This is a genomic window from Jatrophihabitans sp. YIM 134969, from assembly GCF_054456675.1.
Genome location: NZ_JBTJEQ010000010.1, coordinates 47,437 through 67,410, shown reverse-complemented (window position 1 = coordinate 67,410; position 19,974 = coordinate 47,437). Strand labels below are relative to the sequence as shown.

The window sequence follows — 19,974 nt, the reverse complement described above, 5'->3', positions numbered from 1 at the left end:
ACCGGTTCACCGGGGTGAAGCGGTTCACCTCACGGTTCGGAGGGGGTGCGCAGTGCCGCTCGCGGGCCCGGTCGACGTGCACCAGCACCTGTGGCCACCCCGCTGCTCGAGGCGCTGCGGACCCGCTCGAGCGTCCCGCGGCTCGACGGCTGGACCCTGCACACCGCGGGCGAACCGCCCTACCCCGTCCGCCCGGACGACCACGACCCCGTCGCCCGCCGCGACCGGGAGACGCCCGGCACCCAGGTCCTGGTGTCACTGTCGACCCCGCTCGGGATCGAGGCCATGCCCGCGGTCGAGGCGACCCCGCTGCTCGACGCCTGGCACGCCGGCGCGGTCGACCTGCCGGCGGGTTACCGCGCCTGGGCCGCGGTGAGCGAGGTCGACCCCGACCTCGACGCGCTCGCGAAGCTGCTCGCCACCGACTTCGTCGGGCTCCAGGTCTCGGCCACGACCTGGGCGACCCCGGAGCTGCTGGAGTCGCACGCCGCGGTCCTGCGCGTCTGCGAGGAACTCGACCGGCCGGTGCTGGTCCACCCCGGCCCCACCGGCACGGGCGCGACCGCCGGGCCCGGCTGGTGGCCCGCGGTCGTCGACTACCCCGCGCAACTGCAGGCCGCGTGGTGGACGTGGCACACCGCCGGCCGCGCGCTGCTGCCCGACCTGCGCGTGTGTTTCGCCGCCGGTGCGGGCCTCGCACCGTTGCACCACGAACGCTTCGCAGTGCGCGGTGGGCAACGGTTCGTGGTCGACCCCGACGTCTTCGTCGACATCTCCTCCTACGGCCGGCAGGCGGTCGACGCCCTCGCCCGCGCGCTCGGCATCGACGTGCTGGTGATGGGCAGCGACCGGCCCTACGCCGAACCTCCCGATCCCTGCCTGGGCGACGCGGCCCACCGCGCGATCACCGTGACGAACCCGAGACGACTGCTGGACGGCAGCACCATGGAAGGACGCAGCTGATGGACGCGGCCACCGCTCCCACCACCCCGGCGGCCACCGGCGCCCCCGCCCGGGCGGCCCGCCCGATCGCCGAGCTCGCCTCCGGGATGGGTTACGCCGACGTCCCGGACCGGGAGCTGACCCAGCCCGAGCTGCTGGAACTCGCGGCCTCGGTCGCGGCGCAGCCGGAGCTCTGGCGGGAGCACGTCGCGTTCGACGACGAGCAACGGCACTACGTCTGCCTCTACCGCGATGCCGCCGTCGACGTCTGGCTGCTCTGCTGGACACCGGTCAACGACACCGGCTGGCACGACCACGACGTCTCCTCCGGTGCCGTCGCGGTGGTCAGCGGGCGACTGGTCGAGCACGCGCTCGCCATCGGCGAGGGCGGCGTCCCCACCGAGGTCCCCGACGGCCGGGTCTTCAGCTTCGGTCCGGACCACATCCACCGGCTCACCGGCCACGCGACCGAGAGCGTCAGCGTGCACGCCTACTCACCCCCGTTGTGGCGGATGGGTCAGTACACCGTCGACACCGTCGGCGTCCTGCACCGACTGTCGGTCTCGTACGCCGACGAACTGCGCCCGCTCGAACTGCGCCCGCTCGAATTGGGCCCGCTCGACCCCACCACCGACGGCGGGAGCGCCTCGTGACCGGACCCGCGACCACCGACCTGCTCGTCATCGGCGGGGGTGTGATGGGGCTGTTCACCGCCTACCACGCCTCGGCCGCCGGGCGTTCGGTGACGGTGCTGGAACGCGGGCGCATCGGCGATCCCATGACGGCCTCGTTCGGGCGCACCCGTTCCTACCGGCGTGACTACCTCGACCCGCTGTACGTCCGGCTCGCCGACACCGCGATGACGTTGTGGACCGAGTTCGAGAAGGAGACCGACACGACGGCCCTGGTGCGGTGCGGCTGCATGAACATCGCCACCGCGGCCGTCACCCCCGAGCTGGACCAGACGTACGCGCGCCTCGCCACGAACGTCACCGAATCCCTCGGTTTCGTCGAGGAGAAGTTCGACACCGCGGGCATCGCCGAGCGTTTCCCCTACCTCACCGCCGACGTCGCCCACCTCGACCCGGAAGCGGGCCTGGTCGACCTGCGCACGGTGGCGGCCACGCTCACCCGGGTCTTGGCCGAGCGCGGCGTCGCCGTGCACGAGCAGGTCGAGATCACGGACGTCTCCGACGAGGGCGACCACGTCGTCGTTGCATCCAGCAACGGTTCGTTCCGAGCCGACACCGTGGTGGTGACGGCCGGACACGGCACCAACGACGTGCTGGCGCTGCTCGACGACGGCGCCCTCGAGGTCCCCCTCAGCCGCGACCGGCCAAGCGAGGCCAAGTACTTCGACCCACCGGCCGACCGCCGGCACCTGTTCACCTCTGACGTCATGCCGGTCATCGCCTACCTCGACACCGGCGTGTACGTGCACCCCATCGTCGAGGGCGTGGTCGACCACGTGAAGGTCGGCTACTACAACCCGCCGGACATCCCCCGCGGCCGCACCGGAGTCGCGAACATCGCCGACTTCGTCGCCCAGTGCATGCCGGGGCTCTCGGGCGTGCCGTCCGAGGACGTCCGTGACACCGACGGCTGCGACTACGACCTCGTCGCCGACGACGACTTCGTCATGGGCGCCGTGCCCGGTCACCCGACGGTGTTCGTCGGCGTCGGCTGGCGCGGCACCGGCTACAAGTTCTCCCCGTGGGTCGGCCGCACGATGGCCGAACTCGCCGCCGGTGCAGCCACCACCGACGACATCAGCAGGTTCGATCCCGCCCGCTTCACCCGCACCGCCGTCGTTGCGGACCCCACGCACCACGACCAGGAGGCCACCGCATGAGCCGACCGTCCACGCGCACCTTCGCCGAGCGGCTGGCCGACGGCCCGCTCGTCGGCGCCGAGGGGTACGTCTTCGAACTCGAACGCCGCGGCTACGTCAAGGCCGGGCCTTACGTCCCCGAGGTCATCCTCGACGCCCCCGACGCCCTCCGGCAGTTGCACCGCGAGTTCCTGCGCGCCGGCGCCGACGTCATGGTCGCGCTGACCTACTACGCGCACCGCGAGAAGCTGCGTGACGTCGGCCGCGACGGCGACCTCGAGGCCATGAACCGGCAGGCCGTCCGCATCGCCAACGAGATCGCCGCCGAGGGCGGCGCGCTGGTCGCGGGCAACATCTGCAACACCTGGTGCTACGACCCGGCCAACCCGGTGGAGTCCGGCGCGGTCGTCCGCGAGCAGTACCGCGAGCAGCTCGGCTGGGCGAAGGAGGAGGGCGTCGACTTCGTCATCAGCGAGACCAACGACTACCTCGGCGAGGCCCTGATCGGCCTCAAGGTCTGCCAGGAACTCGGCCTGCCCGCGATGGTGACGTTCGCGAGCGTGCAGCCGCACGGGACCTACGACGGCTTCGGCTACATCGAGGCCGCCCGCCGGGTCGCCGACGCCGGCGCCGCCGTGGTCGGCTTCAACTGCTCCCGCGGCCCCGCCATGATGCTGCCGATGCTGTCCGAGCTCCGGGCCACCGTCGACGACAGCGTGGCGGTCGCGGGTCAACCGGTGCCGTACCGCACCGACGCCGCCAACCCGTCGTTCGAGGCCCTCACCGACGCCAGTGGTCGGCGGCTGTTCCCCATCCAGCTCGAGAGCGTCGCCCACACCCGCTTCGAGATGGCCGACTACGCGAAGGCCGCGGCGGACGCCGGCGTGGGGTACGTCGGGATCTGCTGCGGTGGCGCGCCGCACCACGTGCGGGCCATGGCCGAGGCCCTCGGACGCGAGACGCCCGCGAGCCGCTACTCCCCCGCGCTCGAACTGCACCCGGTGCTCGGCGAGCAGACCACCGAGGTCACCGAGCGCGAGATGAGCGGCTGGACCGCGGCGAGCTGAGGTTCACGCCGAGAAGACCGCACCGGTCGACCAGGAGACGTTCGCGGCCCCCGCGGACTGGCCCGGCACCTCGACCGGTGTGGGCGGACGCCCGGCCGGATCGAAGGTGTAGAGCCGGGGGGCGCCGTCGCGGTCGCTGACGAACACGATGGTCTCGCCGCCGAACTGGTTCGGCTTGTACGACGGGTTGCCGTCGTCCGCCGCCGACCCCTGGGTGAAGTCGTAGAACGACGACGCCGAGCCGTCGGCCCGCGTGCCCACGACGTCGAACCCGCCGTCGGCGGTCTTGCGTCGGAACGTCAGGTGCTGCCCGTTCGGCGCGAACACCGGCTGCGAGTCGACGCCGTCGGTGAGCTGACGGGGTCGCGACGCGCCGTCGGCGGCGAGTTCGAACAGCGGCCCGCCGTCGGCGGAATCCCCGCTCCAGTAGACGATGTCGGCGCCATCGGGGGTCCAGGTCACGTCGCCCACCTTCGCCTGCGACGGGAGGTCCTGCACGGTGCCCGCGACGGGATCGACCACGTACAGACCCTGGCCACCCGACCCGCTCGCGCACAGCGCGACCGCGCTCCCGCTCGGGTTCCAGGCGACGCGTTGCCCCGGGCAAGGCTTCAGACGGGCCGCCGCGCCGACGAGTAGGGGGCGGATGCCGGAACCGTCGACCGCCATGAGCTGCCAGACGCCGTCAGCCGTGTAGGCGATCGTGCGACGGTCGGGTGACAGCTGAGGTTGCGCGTTGACCAGGCCCGGTCCGAGGGTCCGCCCGGCGGTGCCATCGATGCCCAACGTGGTGATCTGGTGGTCGGACCCATCGGTCAGTTCGATCACCATGGACGTCACGGGAAGCGTCGCCGACTTCGGCAGTGCGGCCGGTACCGCCACGGTGGGCGCGGTCGACGGACTCGGGAGCCCGCTGCTGCTCGACCCGTCCGCGGCCGGCTTGTCGTCGTCCTTCTTCCCACCGAACAGGAAGATCCCGCCGACGACGAGTGCGGCCACGACGACCGCCGCCACGACCGCGACGAGCACCCCGCGGCCACGTCCACGCGCGCGGTCCGGAGCGGGCGGGCCACCCGGATCCCACGACGGCGGCGGCACGTCGTCGTCACGGCGGACCGGCGGCGCGGCGGGGGCGCGGTCGTCCCAGCCGAGGTGACCGGACGGTGGGCGGTACGGGTCCGGGCCACTCGGCTGCTGCCAGTTCGGCAGTCGGGTCGCGGCGGTCGGCGGGTGGAACGGCGTCTGCTGCGGGTCGTCGCGCCGGTCGGCAACCGGCGCGGTCGTGGCGGGCTTCGCGGGCGGGGCCGAGGCGACGATCGGCGGCGGCACGGCTGCGGTGCGCGTGGAGTGTCCGGGCAACTGCGTCGCGGGCTCGTCGAGCGGCGGGGACCAACCGACCATCGCGCGCGTCACCGCCCCCTCGGGGTCACCCAGCACGCTCGCGCCGCTGCCGGCGCCACCGAGCAGGCTCAGCAGCAACTCGTTCGACGCCGGCCGGTCGGCGGGGTTCTTGCTCATCGCCCGTTCGATGATCGGCATGAGGAAACCGTTGTCCTGCAGACCGTTCAGGTCCGGCGGCTCGTTGACGATCTTGTAGAAGATGCTCGGCATCTCCCCGCCGAACGGCAGCCGCCCGGTACCGGCGAACGCGACGACCGCGCCCCACGCGAACACGTCGAGCGCGGCGGTCAGCGGCTCGCCGAGCACCTGCTCCGGAGCCATGAAGGCGGGGGTGCCCACCCGGATCTGGGTGAGGCCGGCCGCGGCGTCGGACGCCCGTGCGATGCCGAAGTCGATCACCCGCGGCCCGAACGGCGACAGCATGACGTTGCCGGGCTTGAGGTCGCGGTGGACGACCCCGGCGCCGTGGATCGCCGTCAGCGCTGCGGCCACGCCGACCGCGAGCCGTTCGAGGTTGGCCGCGGACAACGGCCCGGAGTCGGCGACGACCTCGGCGAGGGTCTCGCCCTCGACGAATTCGGTGACCAGGTAGGGCATCTCGCCCTCGGCGTCGACGTCGAGGACCTCGGCGGTGCAGAACCGGGCCACCCGCTGGGCGTTCGCGGTCTCGCGCTGGAACCGCACGCGGAACTCGTCGATCTGGGCGAACTCGCGCCGGATGACCTTGACCGCCACCATCCGGCCGGCGCGCGACCGACCGAGGTAGACCGCGCCCATGCCGCCCTCGCCGAGCCGGCTGATCAGCGCGTACTCGCCGAGCGCGACGGGATCGTGCGGCCCGAGCGGGCGGCCGGGTGGGGTCGGTGCCTGTGAGGTCACGTGCGCAGTCTCCGGGGTTTCGGGTCACCGCGCCGCAACAGCAGCGCGCAGATCACGATCGCGGCCGCCCCCAACGCCACGCCGGCACCGAGGTCGGTGAGGTAGGTGGCGGCGGTGGGGTCCCAGAGCGGGTCGGGCGGGCCGGTCTTGAACGCGGGCTGGTCGGTCTTCAGGACTGCGTTCATGTCGATCGACGACGACACCGCGGCGTACCCCCACCGGGCCGGCGACAGCCACGCGACCTGTTCCAGGCCGACCTTGCCCGCCACCGGGATCAGCCCGCCCGAGAGCACCAACTGCGCCATGGTGATCAGCACCAGCAACGGCATGGTCTTGTCGGCGGAGTTGACCAGTGTCGACACCAACAGACCGAGCATCACCGACGCCAGCGCCGTCATCACCAGCGCGATCAGCGTCTCGACCAGCGACGACCCGAGCAACGCGCTGCGGTCGGGGGTGCGGCCCAGCACCCCGATGAGGGTGAACACCACCGCCTGCGGCGCGGTCAGCACCGACAGCACGATGACCTTCGACCCGAGGTACGCCGGCAGCGAGAGCCCGATCGCCCGTTCGCGGCGGTAGATCGTGCGTTCCTTCACGACCTCGCGCACCGAGTTCGCCATCCCCATGAAGCAGGCGCAGAGGATCAGCACCAGCAGCACGGTCGGGGCGTCGCGGTTGGGTTGCTCGGGCAGGATCGACAGCCCGTTCTTGGCCGGGATGACGCGCGGGATGATGCCGAGCAGCAACGGGAACGCGATGATCAGCCGCAGGTACGACCGGTCGGCCACGATCACACTGAGGTACCGGCGCACGAGCGTCCACAGTTGCGAACGCACCGGTTGCTGCCGGATGTCGGGGAGGTCTTCCGCCGTCCGCGCGGCCGACGGTGCGCCGACCGCGGCCGGCACGTAGAACGGCGACGCGCGGAACCGACGGCCCCACTCGGCGCCCGGCTCGGACTCCAGGGCGAGGAACACGTCGGCGAAGTCGGACTTGCCGAAGTAGCCGAGCGCCTCGCGCGGCGGGCCGAGGTAGGCGACGTGCCCGCCCGGCGCGAGCATCAGCACCAGGTCGCAGACGTCGAGGTTGGCCACGCTGTGGGTGACGACCACGACCGTGCGGCCGTCGTCGGCCAGTTCGCGCAGCGTGTGCATCACCGACTTGTCCAACCCCGGGTCGAGGCCCGAGGTCGGTTCGTCGAGGTACAGCAACGACGGTTTGGTCAGCAGTTCCAGCGCCACGCTCGTGCGTTTCCGCTGGCCGCCGGACAGCCGACTCACGACCGTGTCGGCGTGCTGGGTGAGGCCGAGGGTGGCGAGCACCTCGTCGACCCGCGACCGGCGCTCGGCGGCCGAGACGTCGGGCGGGAAACGCAGTTCCGCGCCGTAGTCGAGCGCCTTGCGCACCGTGAGCGAGGTGTGCAGCAGGTCGTCCTGCGGCACGTACCCGATGCGCCGCCGCAGCTCGTCGTACTCGGTGTAGAGGTCGCGACCGGCGTACCGCACGGTGCCCTGGTCGGCCGGGCGGAACCCGGTGAGGGCGCCCAGCAGCGTCGACTTCCCCGCGCCCGACGGCCCGACCACGGCGAGCAACGTGCGCGCCGGAAGACGGAAACCCACGTCGTGCATGAGTTGCTTGTCGCCGGCGAACACCGACAGGCCCTCGGCCTGGAAGCTGACGTCGCCCGAGTCGAGGTACTCGACCAGCGCCGAACCGTCGACCTGCAGGAGGTGGTGACCGACCGCGACCACGTCGCCCTGGTAGAGGTCGGCGCGGTCGATCCGACGCCCGTTGACGAACGTGCCGTTGGGCGAGTCGAGGTCGACGATCTCCGCGCCGTGGCTGCCGATCCGCAACTCGGCGTGGTGACGGGAGACCAGCAGGTCGGGCAGCGTGATGTCGTTGCCGACCTCGCGCCCGATCGTCATCCGGCCCGCGAACAACGGGTGCCGCGTGCGGGCCTGCTGCTCGACGTGGGTGCTGGACACCCCGGCGGCCACGGCGTTCCCCTCCCCGAGCGGCCGGTGCGGCAGCACGGTCGCGCCGATGTCGGGGGCCAGCGGCGGCGGGGCGGCGGCGGCGACGACCGGGGTGCGGTCGGTGAGGACGAGGTCGGGGCCGTCGGGCGCGCCGAGCCGCAGCCGGACCTCGGCGCCCGGCGGCACCACGAGGCCGTTCGCGTCCAGGGGCACCCCGCGGTGCCACGTGCCGCCGGTGCTGACGTCGCGGACCCGCACGGTGCCGCGGTCGTCCTCGACGACCAGGTGCCGCCGCGAGACCCGGGGATCCTCCAGGACGACGTCGGACACCGACGACCGTCCGACCACCCGGGGCCGGTCGACCGACACGACCGCCTGACCGCCGGCGGCGCCGGGGGTCGCGTCCCAGCCGAGCGACAGCACCCGCACCCGCACGGCCGCGCCGTCTCCGCTCACTGCGGCACCTCCAGGGTCACGCCGCGCGCCTGCGCCGAGCCGGTGATGCCGTCCGCGTCGACGTCGACGGAGGTGACGGCGAGGTCGAACGGGAGACCGTCGAGCGGGACGGGGATCGGCGGCAGCAGCGAGCCCAGGCCACTGGCGAGGTCGGCGAGCGGGCCGAGGTCCCCGCCCTGGACCTGCACGTCGCCAGGGGTCACGAGCAGTCCGCCGTCCCGGGCACCGACCGTGGCCGTGCCGGTGATCGACACCGTGCTGCCGTCGAGGTCGACCGTGCCGGACACCGCGATCGCGCCGTTGCCCGTCGGCTTCAGCACCAACCCGCCGACCTGGTCCGCGAGGTAGGCGTTGAGGTCGTCGAAGCCGAGCCGCACGGTGGCGTCGACCCGGTCGACGGGGACCGAGGACAGCGTGTTGTCCAGCACCGACGACAACGGCACGTGCGCGCCGCGCAGGTCGGCCTCGATCGAGGCGATGCGCGGGGCGTCGGGCGCGGCGATGTCCCTGACCCGTACGCGGATGTCGGAGTAGGTCCCGCTGGCGACCTGGGTGAGGAACGGGAAGCCGCGGAACGAGACCGACGGCTCGGAGGTCAGCCCCTGGCTCTGCTGCACGATCTGCTTCACCGCCTGGTCCCCGGCGACCGCCGCGGCGACCCGGTCGCCGACGACCAGCAGCACGGCCAGCACGACGAGCGCGATGACGAGCCCGCGGAGTCCCCGGCGACGGCGGCGCGCCGGCCGGGCCGGGGTGAACGCCGGGCCGGCGGTGCGGTCGCCCGGGAAGCCCCCGGGTGCACCGCCGAGGGTGATGGCCGGACCGGTCGGTGCGCCGAGGTGGACGACGGCCGTGGCGCCCGGCGGCACGCCGTACCCGGCGGGTGGGATGCGGCCGCCGTTCAGCCAGCTGCCGTTGGAGCTGACGTCACGGACCGTCCAGCCGGGGCCGGCGGGTTCGAGGACGAGGTGGTGGCGGGAGACCAGGCCGTCGTCGACGACGACGTCGGCGTCGGGGGCGCGCCCGACGGTCCAGGCGCGGGAGGGAGTGAGCAGTCGTTCCGCGCCGCCCGGGGTGGGGGAGGTCGGGGTGACGACACGCAGCACCGGTGCGGTCACCGCGGCAGACTACTGGCCCGGGGCCCCCCGGAGAACGTCCGCGCGGGCAGACTTCAGGGGCACCTACCGCGCGGTCAGACCATGACCTCGCCGTCGTCGAACACGACCGCCACGACCTCCGCCTGGTGGGCGAGGTCCTCCGCCGCGGCCGCCGCCTCGGAGTGGGCGCCGCAGCCGTGGTCGGCGGTGACGACCCGGCCGTCGGTGTCGGTGACCTCGTTGCCGCACACGCCGACCATCACCGCGAGCGACCCGGACAGCGGTAGGTAGAAGCCGCAGGTCCCGCACGGCCCCGGTGCCTGCTTGGCCATCGGGGTGTCCGGACCGCCGTCGCCGTCGGCCCAGCGGGCGGCGGCGTCCTCGCGGCCGAAGCGCGACAGCACCCGGGCGCGGCCGAGGCCCAGTTCCCAGGCGACCTCGCGCTCCTGCGCGATCTCGGGTTCGGGGCGGTTCAGCCCGGTCTCCTCGGCGTACGCCGGGACCAGCCGGGGGTCGTCGGGAGCGGCGGGCAGCAGGTCTCCGGGGCGAAGGTCGCCCGCCTGCACACGCTCGGACCACGGCACCCACGCCGGCGCGAGGACGGCGCCGTCGCCCGGCAACAGCACGACCTCGTCGACGGTGACGACCTTGGCGCGGGGCGCCCGCGCGAGCGTCACCGACCAGTGCCACCCCCGGTAGCCCGGCAGGTCGGCCGCGAACGCGTGGGTCGCGAGCCGCTCCCCCTCGGCGCGGACACCGAGGTGCTCGCCGACCGATTCGCCTCCGGTCTCGACCGCGGCCTCGCGGGCGAGCTCGACCGCGGCGGCCAGAGCGGCGTCGACACGCGGGGCACGGCTGGCGGAACGGGACGGCGACGGGCTCGGCACACCGCCATTCTGCCGTCACGGGCGTGCGGACCGCCGCGTCGGGGCGTTCGACGGCCGCTTCGCTGCGGCAGGATGGGCCCGTGGCCGCGCCGGATCCTCACGCGTCGTGGCATCCGGCCGCGCCGCCACCGCCGCCGGCCCCACCTCCCCCGCCGCCCGGCCACGGTCAGGTGCCCCACCCGGGCGGTCCGCCGCCCCAGCACGAGAACCTGCGGCGCGCCGGACGGGGCGCCGCGGCGGCCGGCAAGGGAGCAGCCCGCGGCGGGGCCCGGGGCATCTCCTACGTCGCCTCGAAGCTCATCACCGCGAGTGCGCCGCGCGGCGCGCGCGAGTCCGGGCTCACCGCGTTGATCTGGAACCAGGTGCTCTCGTTCGGCGCCGACGCCATGATCACGGTGGCCCTCGCCGGCACCGTGTTCTTCGGCGCCTCGGCCGACGCCCAACGCGGCAACGTCCTGGAGTACCTGCTGGTGACGATGGCGCCGTTCGCGCTCATCGCCCCGGTCATCGGCCCGGCCATGGACCGGCTGCAGCACGGCCGGCGCATCGCCATGGCGGCCACCGGTGTCGGTCGCGCGGTGCTGGCGTTGATCATGGCCACCCACTTCACCAACCTGCTGGTGCTGTTCCCGTGCGCGCTGGGTTCACTGGTGCTGTCGAAGGCCTACTCGGTGGTGCGCGCGGCCGCAGCGCCGCGTCTGGTCCCCGCCGGGATGACGCTCGTCGAGGCCAACTCGAGACTCTCGCTGTTCGCGCTCGGCGCGAGCCTGGTCGGCGGTGGTCTGGTCGGCGCGGTCATCAAGGTCACCGGTTCGTACCAGGCCGCGCTGGTGATCACGGCGCTCGCGTTCGGCGCCTGCGCCTACTACGCGTTGCGGTTGCCGCGCCAGGTCGACGCCGTCTCCTCGATCCGGCCGCCCCGCGCCGAGCGGGTGCCGCGCGCGCAGCGCGGTCCGCGCCCGCCGTGGAACCAGCGGCTCGCCGCCTGGGCCGGGCGTGGGTTCTCCGCGGCGTTGACCATCGCGATGCAGGCGACGTGCGGGCTGCGGTTCCTCACGGGTTTCCTCACGCTGTACCTCGCCTTCTACGTGCAGACCACCGCGCACGGGGCGCAGGCGGCGCTCGAGCTCGGCGGCGTCGTGGTCGGCGCGGGCGCGGGCAACTTCCTCGGCAACGTGCTCGGCGCCCGCGTCCACCCGCCCCGACCGGAGCGGTTGGTGGTCGGCGTGGCCGGCGTCGCCGCCCTCGTCGTCATCGCGGGTGCGGTCTTCTTCTCGCCCGTGACGGCCGTGGTCGTCATCCTCGTCGCCTCGACCGGTGCGGCGCTGGCCAAGATCGCCCTGGACTCGCTCGTACAACGCGACGTCGTCGAGACGTTCCGGGCCAGCGCCTTCGGCCGGTCGGAGTCGTTCCTGCAGCTGTCGTGGGTGGTCGGCGGGACCATCGCGTTGCTGCTCCCGAGCGGCACCGGCTGGATCGGGTTCACCGTCGTGGGCGTGGTCCTCGCGGCCGTCGTGGTCGCCGTCGTGGTGCGCGCCCGCACGCAGGCGAGGTCGATCACGAGCCCGGGGCGGCCCCAGGGGGGCCGGGTAGCGTGACGCGCGTGCCGCCCGTCTCCCGCCGTCTCGTCCGGCGCGCCGCACTGGTGGCCGTCGCCGGCGCCGGCGCGGCCACGCTCGTCGCCTGCGACAAACCGTTGCCCGAGGTGACGTTCCAGTCCGGTTCCCGCAGCGTGCTGGTCGAGCCGAACCGCTACTGCTTCGAGCTCGCCGACGACACCTGCCACGACGCCGGCGCCGCCCAGCGGACGCTGCGCACCGTCGCGGGCGGGGTCATCAACATCAGCGTCCCGCGCACCGTCGCCGACAACGCCTGGATCGTGAAGGCCAGCAACGTCGGCGACGACGGCACGCTCACCGCCATCGAGGGTGCGGGCTCGGCCGCGGTGGTCGACAACCACCACGTCGCGGTCGAGGTCCCCGCCCAGTCGTCCGGCAGCTACCTGCTCACCGTCTCGGAGTACCGCAGCGGCAGCGAGGTTCCCACCGGCACCTGGAACCTGACGGTGAGCATCGGGGCCTGACCCGACACCTGCTCAGGCGTCGAGGTTGTCCGCGACGAACCGCAGGACCTGCGCGACCTTCTGACCCTCGGCGCGGTCGGGGTAGCGACCACGGCGCAGGCTGTTGCTGGTCTTGTCGAGCAGCTTGATGACGTCCTCGACGATCGGGGCCATCTCGTCGGCGTCCTTGCGGTTGGCCCGGGCGATCGACTGCGCGACCGACGGCAGCGGGTCCAGCACCTTGACCGCGAGCGCCTGGTTGCCCTTGCGCCCGGAGACGATGCCGAAGTCGACGCGCTGGCCCGGCTTGAGCTCGGTGAGGCCGCCCTCCAGGGCGTCCTTGTGCACGAAGACGTCCTCGCCCTCGTCGTCCGCGAGGAAGCCGAAACCCTTCTCGGCGTTGAACCACTTGACCTTGCCGGTGGGCACCTTGCTACTCCTCGAACACGTGGGAGGCCGGTGCGCGACGGTGCGGCAGCGGCCAGGGAACCGCCTAGGGTAGTCGGAGCGAGGGACCCGCTTCACCCGACTTCTCCCAGGACGGAATTCCGTTGGTTCAGGACGCGACCCGGCCCGACCGCCCGCGCCTCGGCGTGCGGATCGGCGTCGGCCTCATCGCGCTCGGCGTGCTGTTCGTGCTCGTCGACGTCCTGCCGTTCTTCTTCGGCGCCGACGACCGGCCGCTCTGGCTCAACCTCGCCTGCCTGCTGCTGCCCCTGGGGCTGGTCGTCGCGGTGTGGTCCGCGCTCGCCCAGGGCCGCCGCGAGCAGAAGGACGCCCTGCGCGCGCTCGAGGACCGCGGCCGCGGCTGACATCAGCGCGTCTCCCCGGCGTGGCACACTTGAGCGTTCGACCGCTGAGCCCGCCCGCGCGACCACCGAGGAGCCCCGCCGTGCCCGACACGCCGACCGCCCGCCGTCCCGAGGACGAGCAGGGCGACGACTTCGACGTCTCCGAGCTGGTCTCGCCCACCGCGGGTTCGTCCTCGCCGTTCGGTGACATCGAGTTCCCGCTGCCGGTCGCCGCGACCGGGTACGTACACCCCGGCCGGCGGGAGCGCCCGAACCTCGCGGGGGAGTGACGACCGCAGCACCGGGCGCGCCCATGCGGCGCGCCGACTCCGACACCCCGTCGCTTCGCGAGTGGCTCGCCACGCGCGACGACACCGCTCTCGCGGCGTTGCTCCGCCGCCGCCCCGATCTCGCGCTGCCCGCACCGGGTGACCTCGCGACCCTGGCCGCGCGGGCCGTGGTGCGGTCGTCGGTGCAGCGGGCGGTCGACCGGCTCGACGCGTTCGCGCTGCGTCTGCTCGGGGTGGTCGTCACAGCCCACGACGACGGTGACGGCACCGCGGCCGAGATCGCCGCGCGGATGCCCGACGTCGATCCCGGCGTGCTCCGCGACCGCATCGCCGACCTCATGACCCTGGCGCTGGTCCGGGACGACCCGAACACCGGGGACCTGCTGCCGGTCGGTCCGGTCGCCGCGGCCCTCGGCGGCCGCCGTTCGGGGTTCGGTCGGGGTGCCCTGCACGTGTTCTCCAACGCCTCCGACGCGCAGGTCTCACCGGTGCTGCGCACCCTCGACCTGCCCGACGTGCGTCAGCCCCGTGCGGCGCAACTCATCGCCGGGGTGCTCGGCGACCCCGACCAGCTCGAGGCCATCCTCGAGGACGCCCCACCGGACGCCCGGGCCGTGCTGCAGCGGCTGTCGTCCGCCCCGCTCGCCACCGTCGCCGCGGGCGCGCTGCGGCTGCACCGTGGGCTCGACGGCCTGCCCGGCTACGACACCGATCCCGACCTCGCGTGGCTGCTCGAGCACGGGTTGCTCGGCCCGGTCGACGAACGCACGGTCGAACTCCCCCACGAGGTCGCGGTCGCGATCCGGACCACGCCCGTCCCGGCCGCGGCCACCCCCGAACCACCGCCGATCGTCGTCGCCGCGCCCGACCGGCCGGTCGACCTCGACGACGCCGGCACCACCGCCGTGCTGGAGGTGCTGCGGTGGGTCGACGCGCTGGCCACCGAGTGGACCACCACGCCCGCACCGGTCCTGCGATCGGGCGGTCTGGGGGTGCGCGAACTGCGGCGCACCGCGAAGTCGCTGGCGATCTCCGAGGCCGACGCCGCGCTGCTGGTCGAGGTCGCCGCGACCGCGGGGCTGGTCGGCCCGACCACGGGCATCGACCCGACCTTCCTTCCCACCTCGGCCTTCGACACCTGGACCCGCCGCGACCCGTCGGTGCGCTGGACCGAGCTCGCCCGCGCGTGGCTCACCATGACCCGCCAACCCGACCTGGTCGGCCGACGCGACGGCCGCGACAAGGTCGTCACGGCGCTGGGGTTCGACGTCGAACGCGGAACGGTGCCGAACCTGCGCGCCGACGTCCTGGGCGTGCTCGCCACGCTCCCCGCCGGCAGCGCCGCCCGATCCGAGGACGACGTGATGGCGCGGCTGGCGTGGAACGCGCCGCGGCAGGCGGGCCAGGCGCGGGAGGCGGCCGCCGCGATCCTGCGCGAGGCCGCCGTGCTCGGGCTGACGGCCGCCGGCGGGCTCACCTCGTACGGCCGGGCGGCGTTGGCGGCGTCGGGCCTGCGCGCCGACCAGACCGGCACGTGGGGCGAGGTCGAGGCCCGGCTCGACGACGCCCTGCCCGAGCCGGTCGACACCGTGCTGGTGCAGCCCGACCTCACGATCGTGGTGCCGGGTCAGCCGGTCCCGGAACTCGCCCGCGAGCTCACCCTGGTGGCCGACCTCGAGTCGTCGGGCGGGGCGGCGGTGTACCGGGTGTCGGAGACCTCGTTGCGCCGGGCGTTCGACGCCGGGCGCAGCGGTGCCGACCTCCTCGACTTCTTCACCACGACGTCGGTCACCCCGATCCCGCAGGCGCTGCAGTACCAGATCGACGACCTCGGCCGCCGGTACGGCGCGTTGCGGGCCGGTGCCGCCACGGCGTACCTGCGTTGCGACGACGAGGAGTTGCTCAGCCGCGTGCTCGGCGACCCGGCGACCGCTCCGCTCGGCCTGCGACGACTCGCCCCGACCGTTGCCATCTGCAACGTCAGCCCGGCCAAGCTGTTGGAGGCGTTGCGGCAGGGTGGGTTCGCGCCCGCCGCGGAATCCCCTGCCGGCACGGTGCTCTCGCTCGACGACGAGCCGCCGCGGGCGCCGGCCCGTCGAGCGGCCCGGCCGGTTCGATCGTCCACGCTCGGCGACGGTCAGCTGGCCGACATCGTGCGCCGGATGCGAACGGGTGAGGAGCTGGCGTCGTTGCGAGCGGTGCACGAAGCAACGGTTCCGTCGGTGCCGGGCGTGACCTCGGCCGCGATGCTGGAGACCATCCGCACCGCGATCCAGACCTCGTCGGAGCTGTGGCTGGGTTACGTCGACGACAACGGCGCCACCATGGCCCGCACCATCTCGCCGATCTCGATGGCCGGCGGGCAGGTCCGCGGCTACGGCGCGCAGGACCAGCTCGAGGTGTACCAACTCCACCGCATCGTGACGGCCCGGTTACTCGAATCCGGCGACTGAGTCAGCCGTTCCCACCTGCTGGAGGTGGGCGAGGACCTGCTCGCCGATGGCGGTGAGGGCGGCGAGCTGATCGGCGTCCAGGGCGTCGAAGAACAGCGCGCGCAGGTTGCGCAGGTAGTCCGGCGACGCCGTGGCGATCGCGCCGCGGCCGGTCTCGGTGAGGCGCACCTCGGACGCCCGGGCGTCGCTCTCGCAGGCTCCCCGGGTCACCAGGCCGCGCGCCTCCATGCGGCGCACCTGGTGCGCGAGCCGGCTCTTCTCCCAGAACAGGGCGCACCGCAGCTCGCGCGAGCGCAGGACCCCACCGGGCGCGGCCTCCAGCGCGCAGAGCACCGCCCGGTCGGCCTCGGACATGCCGTCGCCCTGCAGCCGGTGGGCGAGTTCGGCGTCGAGGTGCGCGGACATGCGCCGGAAGGTCTCCCAGGCCCGCTCCTCGGCCGGCGCCAGCGTTCGTCGACGGGTCACGGAACACAGGCTACGGTGTCTGAGGTTGACGCATCAACCTTCTCGAGCGACCCGGAGACCCTGATGGACCACGGCCACACCCTGCACTTCGGTGCCTTCCTCACTCCCGCCGCCGCGGACCCGCACGGCGTGGTCGCGCGCGCCCAGCTCGCGGAGCAGGTCGGCCTCGATCTCGTCACCTTCCAGGACCACCCGTACCAACCGGCGTTCCTCGAGACCTGGACGCTGCTCTCCGTCGTCGCCGCGAGCACCGAACGGATCACCGTCGCGCCCAACGTCGTCAACCTTCCGCTGCGCCCACCGGCCGTCCTGGCGCGCAGCGTCGCGAGCCTCGACCTGCTGTCCGACGGCCGGGTGGAACTCGGCCTGGGCGCGGGTGCGTTCTGGGACCCGATCGTGGCGATGGGCGGCAAGCGGCTGACGGCCGGCGAGGCCGTCCGGGCGCTGGACGAAGCCGTGCAGGTCCTCCGCCAGGCGTGGGACACCGGCGAGCGTGGCGGCGTGCGGGTCGACGGCGAGTTCCACCGGGTGCTCGGCGCGAAGCGCGGCCCCGCGCCCGCGCACCCGGTCGAGATCTGGTTCGGCGCCTACAAGCCGAAGATGCTCGCGCTCACCGGACGGGTCGCCGACGGCTGGCTGCCCTCGCTCGGCTACCTCGACCCGGCGGATTTCGCGGCGTCGAACGCGACGATCGACGACGCCGCCCGGGCCGCCGGTCGCGAACCCGGCGCCATCCGCCGGCTGCTCAACGTCACCGGCGACGTCGACCCCGCCGACCTGGCGCGGTGGACGCTCGAACACGGCTTCAGCACCTACATCCTCGGCACCGACGACCCCGACGCGATCCGCCGCTTCGCGGGCGAGACCGCGACCACCGTCCGGGAGCTGGTGGCCGCAGGCCGGTCCGGCGCCGCCGTGGTGTCGACGCCGGTGCCCGAGGCGCCGCGCCGCGAAACCGTCGTCGCACGCGGGGGTTTCGCGGTGACACCGACTCCCGACGACGGCACCCGACGCAGCAGCGTGCGGCCGTGGGACGAGTCGCAGCGGCCGACCGGTCCTGCTCCCGACCCGGACCGCACGTACACCGCGCACGACCTCGCCTCGGCGCAGCAGTTGGTCGACGTGCACGACCACCTGCGCTCGGAACTGGCCCAGCTGTACGACCTCGTCGACCAGGTCGCGGACGGCGAACTCCCGATCGGTGCGGCCCGTTCGCAGATCAACGCCATGACGATGCGGCAGAACAACTGGACGCTCGGCACCTACTGCGAGTCCTACTGCCGGTTGGTCACCATGCACCACTCGTTGGAGGACCAGGCCATGCTGCCCCGCCTCGCACAGGGTGACCCCCGGCTCGCGCCGGTGACCACGCGCCTGCAGCAGGAACACGTCGTGATCCACGACGTGCTCGAGGGCCTCGACCAGGCGTTGGTCGCGCTGGTCTCCCAGCCCGACGGCATCCCCGCGCTCCGCGACGCGCTCGACCTGCTGTCGGACACGCTGCTGAGTCATCTGTCGTACGAGGAGCGCGAACTGGTCGAGCCCCTCGCGCGGCTCGGGATGTTCTAACCGCTGCCGTCTCGCACCGCGAGGCGGTGATCGCCCGCCCGGCTCCTTCTTCGACCTCCCCGAGGGCGTACGCGCACCACGACCACCCGGTCGGGCGGCGCAGTCTCCGGCGCCGTGCCGTGGATCGCGACCGTCGTCGACGTCGTCGGCGCGGGCGAGCGGGGGTTCTTGGTCGGCATCTCCGGGTCCCTCTCACGCGGTCAGCCATCGGTTGCTGTACCGCGGAGCGGGACCCCGGCGCGACCCGGCGTTCAGCGGGTCGCTGGCAGCGTGGGGCTCACCCGGACCTCCCGCGGGTTGTCGGCTCCGAAGAATCACCAGCGAATCATTGACGTTTCTGCTTCAAGTGGTAGACTCGAACACGTGCACGAATCAATGGCGACCCTCGACGAGTGGGTGCCGTGCGAGCCGGTCTTCCTCGAGACCGACGACGGATTCGTGCTCTCCGACCAGGCGCAGGCGATCCTGGCCGCGATGGACGCCGTCGAAGCTGACGGCAGCAAGCCGCTGTCGATGCTCGACCAGATCGCGGCCCTGCGCGCTCAGGTCGACAAGCTGGCCGTGTTGATCCCTGCCGCGGTGCGCGACGCGGAGGGGCACGAGGTCCTCGGTGCGGTCCATGAACTGCAGGCCGCCGTCAACGTCATCGCCTCGTGTGACCAGGCGTTGATCGCGGAGATCGAACGGCGGCCCGACACCATCGAACGCACCGGCGCCCGCTCCACCGCCGCCTGGCTCGCCGGCGCGCTGCGGATCCGGCCCGCCGAAGCCAAACGACGCGTGCGCACCGCTAACGGCTGCGCCCCACGGGTCACCCTCACCGGCGAACCCCTCCCGCCGTTGCGGCCGCACGTCGCCGCCGCTCAGACCGCCGGGCTCATCACCGCCGACCACGCCCACACCATCGACCGCGCCCTGACCGCCCTCCCCGTCGGACTCCCGGTCGAGGTGGTCGACGCGGCCGAGCAGGCCCTGCTGAAGGTCGCCCGCGTCTACGACGCCACCGACGTCGCCGCACTCGGGCGAGACATCCGCGACCGGCTCGACCAGGACGGACCGACACCCCGCGACGAAGCCCAGCGCCGCCGCCGGTCCCTGCGGCTCACCCAGCACGACGACGGCGCGTGCACCGCCCGCGGCGACCTGACCGCTGGGCTGTTCGCGAAACTCCAGACCGTCCTGAGCCCCCTCGCGGCACCCCGACCGGACGACGGCCACGGCCCCGACACCCGCGCCGCGGACGTCCGCCTGCACGACGCCCTGGAAGAACTGTGCGACCGGTTCCTGCGCTCCGGCACCCTGCCCGACTCCGGCGGCGTCCCCACCACCCTCGTCGTCACCATGACCGTCAAGGACCTCGAGACCCGGACCGGACGCGTCCACACCTCCCACGGTGGCGACATGTCCGTGACGGAACTGCTGAACCTGGCCGCCGAAGCCGAGATCATCCCCGTCGTCCTCAACGACGCCGGCGGCGTCCTGTCCCACGGCCGAACGAAACGCCTGGCCAGCGCCGGCCAGACCAAAGCATTGATTGCCCGCGACGTTCACTGCAGCTTCCCCGGCTGCCGGATACCACCGCAGTGGTGCCAACGACATCACGTCCTGGACTGGCTGTTCGACGGCGAAACCGAGATCGACAACCTCACCCTGTTGTGCGGACACCACCATCGGAACTTCCAACGGTGGGGATGGGCCTGCCACATGGAAGACGGCGTCCCGTGGTGGACACCACCACCCGAGGTCGACCCCACCCAGACATCGTTGCGCAACGCAACAGTTTGATCGTCACAGCGGTCGAC

General features: G+C 73.2%; 17 protein-coding genes. 11 read left to right on the top strand and 6 right to left on the bottom strand.

The genetic code is table 11. The annotated features are described in order from the left end of the window. The first annotated feature begins 90 nt into the window (after nt 1–90). The 4 genes from ACXR2U_RS07690 to ACXR2U_RS07675 are packed head-to-tail and all read left to right on the top strand — an operon-like array spanning nt 91 to nt 3,840. A complete protein-coding gene (locus ACXR2U_RS07690) occupies nt 91–963 on the top strand; it encodes an amidohydrolase family protein (protein ID WP_458824378.1) in 873 nt (290 codons plus the stop codon). Next, nucleotides 963–1,595, top strand: coding sequence for a cysteine dioxygenase (locus ACXR2U_RS07685; RefSeq protein ID WP_458824377.1), 633 nt, complete (start codon nt 963–965; stop codon nt 1,593–1,595). Before ACXR2U_RS07690 ends, ACXR2U_RS07685 begins: the two co-directional genes overlap by 1 nt. Beyond that, complete coding sequence (locus tag ACXR2U_RS07680) at nt 1,592–2,794, top strand: NAD(P)/FAD-dependent oxidoreductase (protein ID WP_458824376.1); 1,203 nt, start codon at nt 1,592–1,594, stop codon at nt 2,792–2,794. The genes ACXR2U_RS07685 and ACXR2U_RS07680 overlap by 4 nt, the downstream gene beginning before the upstream one ends. Continuing rightward, nucleotides 2,791–3,840, top strand: coding sequence for a homocysteine S-methyltransferase family protein (locus tag ACXR2U_RS07675; protein ID WP_458824375.1), 1,050 nt, complete (start codon nt 2,791–2,793; stop codon nt 3,838–3,840). Before ACXR2U_RS07680 ends, ACXR2U_RS07675 begins: the two co-directional genes overlap by 4 nt. A gap of 3 nt (nt 3,841–3,843) precedes the next feature. On the opposite strand, the gene ACXR2U_RS07670 is transcribed toward ACXR2U_RS07675, so the two are convergent. The 4 genes from ACXR2U_RS07670 to ACXR2U_RS07655 form a co-directional block, all read right to left on the bottom strand. Then, the gene (locus ACXR2U_RS07670; protein WP_458824374.1) at nt 3,844–6,120 is read right to left on the bottom strand and encodes a protein kinase domain-containing protein; all 2,277 of its coding nucleotides are present in this window, start codon (nt 6,118–6,120) and stop codon (nt 3,844–3,846) included. Continuing rightward, entirely contained in the window at nt 6,117–8,471 is a 2,355-nt protein-coding gene (locus tag ACXR2U_RS07665) for an ATP-binding cassette domain-containing protein (RefSeq protein ID WP_458824426.1), read from the bottom strand. The genes ACXR2U_RS07670 and ACXR2U_RS07665 overlap by 4 nt, the downstream gene beginning before the upstream one ends. A gap of 83 nt (nt 8,472–8,554) precedes the next feature. Next, the gene (locus ACXR2U_RS07660; protein ID WP_458824373.1) at nt 8,555–9,676 is read right to left on the bottom strand and encodes an LmeA family phospholipid-binding protein; all 1,122 of its coding nucleotides are present in this window, start codon (nt 9,674–9,676) and stop codon (nt 8,555–8,557) included. 74 nt (nt 9,677–9,750) lie between these two features. Continuing rightward, nucleotides 9,751–10,542: a DUF3027 domain-containing protein gene (locus ACXR2U_RS07655; RefSeq protein ID WP_458824372.1), complete on the bottom strand. Its 792-nt coding sequence runs from the start codon at nt 10,540–10,542 to the stop codon at nt 9,751–9,753. Nucleotides 10,543–10,622: 80 nt separating this feature from the next. Here ACXR2U_RS07655 and ACXR2U_RS07650 point away from each other — a divergent pair, with 80 nt between their 5' ends. Both ACXR2U_RS07650 and ACXR2U_RS07645 read left to right on the top strand, forming a co-directional pair. Then, nucleotides 10,623–12,140 (top strand): MFS transporter, encoded by a 1,518-nt coding sequence (locus tag ACXR2U_RS07650; RefSeq protein ID WP_458824371.1) that lies wholly within the window; start codon nt 10,623–10,625, stop codon nt 12,138–12,140. 5 nt (nt 12,141–12,145) lie between these two features. Then, nucleotides 12,146–12,625, top strand: a complete 480-nt coding sequence (locus ACXR2U_RS07645; protein ID WP_458824370.1) for a DUF2771 family protein — start codon at nt 12,146–12,148, stop codon at nt 12,623–12,625. Between the two features lie 12 nt (nt 12,626–12,637). On the opposite strand, the gene ACXR2U_RS07640 is transcribed toward ACXR2U_RS07645, so the two are convergent. Beyond that, complete coding sequence (locus ACXR2U_RS07640) at nt 12,638–13,033, bottom strand: cold-shock protein (protein WP_458824369.1); 396 nt, start codon at nt 13,031–13,033, stop codon at nt 12,638–12,640. A gap of 122 nt (nt 13,034–13,155) precedes the next feature. On the opposite strand from ACXR2U_RS07640, the gene ACXR2U_RS07635 reads away from it, so the two are divergent. The 3 genes from ACXR2U_RS07635 (at nt 13,156) to ACXR2U_RS07625 (ending at nt 16,138) form a co-directional block, all read left to right on the top strand. Continuing rightward, nucleotides 13,156–13,416: a hypothetical protein gene (locus ACXR2U_RS07635; protein WP_458824368.1), complete on the top strand. Its 261-nt coding sequence runs from the start codon at nt 13,156–13,158 to the stop codon at nt 13,414–13,416. Nucleotides 13,417–13,496: 80 nt separating this feature from the next. Next, a complete protein-coding gene (locus ACXR2U_RS07630) occupies nt 13,497–13,685 on the top strand; it encodes a hypothetical protein (protein ID WP_458824367.1) in 189 nt (62 codons plus the stop codon). 23 nt (nt 13,686–13,708) lie between these two features. Continuing rightward, on the top strand, nt 13,709–16,138 hold the full coding sequence (locus ACXR2U_RS07625; protein ID WP_458824366.1) for a helicase-associated domain-containing protein: 2,430 nt from the start codon (nt 13,709–13,711) through the stop codon (nt 16,136–16,138). Here the strand turns inward: ACXR2U_RS07625 and ACXR2U_RS07620 are convergent. Beyond that, complete coding sequence (locus ACXR2U_RS07620; protein WP_458824365.1) at nt 16,118–16,603, bottom strand: MarR family winged helix-turn-helix transcriptional regulator; 486 nt, start codon at nt 16,601–16,603, stop codon at nt 16,118–16,120. The two genes, ACXR2U_RS07625 and ACXR2U_RS07620, sit on opposite strands and share 21 nt — an antisense overlap. A 63-nt stretch (nt 16,604–16,666) precedes the next feature. On the opposite strand from ACXR2U_RS07620, the gene ACXR2U_RS07615 reads away from it, so the two are divergent. Together ACXR2U_RS07615 and ACXR2U_RS07610 are read left to right on the top strand one after the other, a co-directional pair. Further along, nucleotides 16,667–18,172 carry an LLM class flavin-dependent oxidoreductase gene (locus tag ACXR2U_RS07615; protein ID WP_458824364.1) on the top strand — a complete coding sequence of 502 codons (1,506 nt, stop codon included), beginning with the start codon at nt 16,667–16,669 and terminating at the stop codon, nt 18,170–18,172. 363 nt (nt 18,173–18,535) lie between these two features. Beyond that, complete coding sequence (locus ACXR2U_RS07610; RefSeq protein WP_458824363.1) at nt 18,536–19,957, top strand: HNH endonuclease signature motif containing protein; 1,422 nt, start codon at nt 18,536–18,538, stop codon at nt 19,955–19,957. Nucleotides 19,958–19,974: the final 17 nt, after the last annotated feature.

Bases quoted from the DNA above. Each gene is read 5' to 3' on its own strand.
- ACXR2U_RS07685 (WP_458824377.1), top strand. From the start codon at position 963: ATGGACGCGGCCACCGCTCCCACCACCCCGGCGGCCACCGGCGCCCCC.
- ACXR2U_RS07675 (WP_458824375.1), top strand. From the start codon at position 2,791: ATGAGCCGACCGTCCACGCGCACCTTCGCCGAGCGGCTGGCCGACGGC.
- ACXR2U_RS07625 (WP_458824366.1), top strand. From the start codon at position 13,709: ATGCGGCGCGCCGACTCCGACACCCCGTCGCTTCGCGAGTGGCTCGCC.
- ACXR2U_RS07615 (WP_458824364.1), top strand. From the start codon at position 16,667: ATGGACCACGGCCACACCCTGCACTTCGGTGCCTTCCTCACTCCCGCC.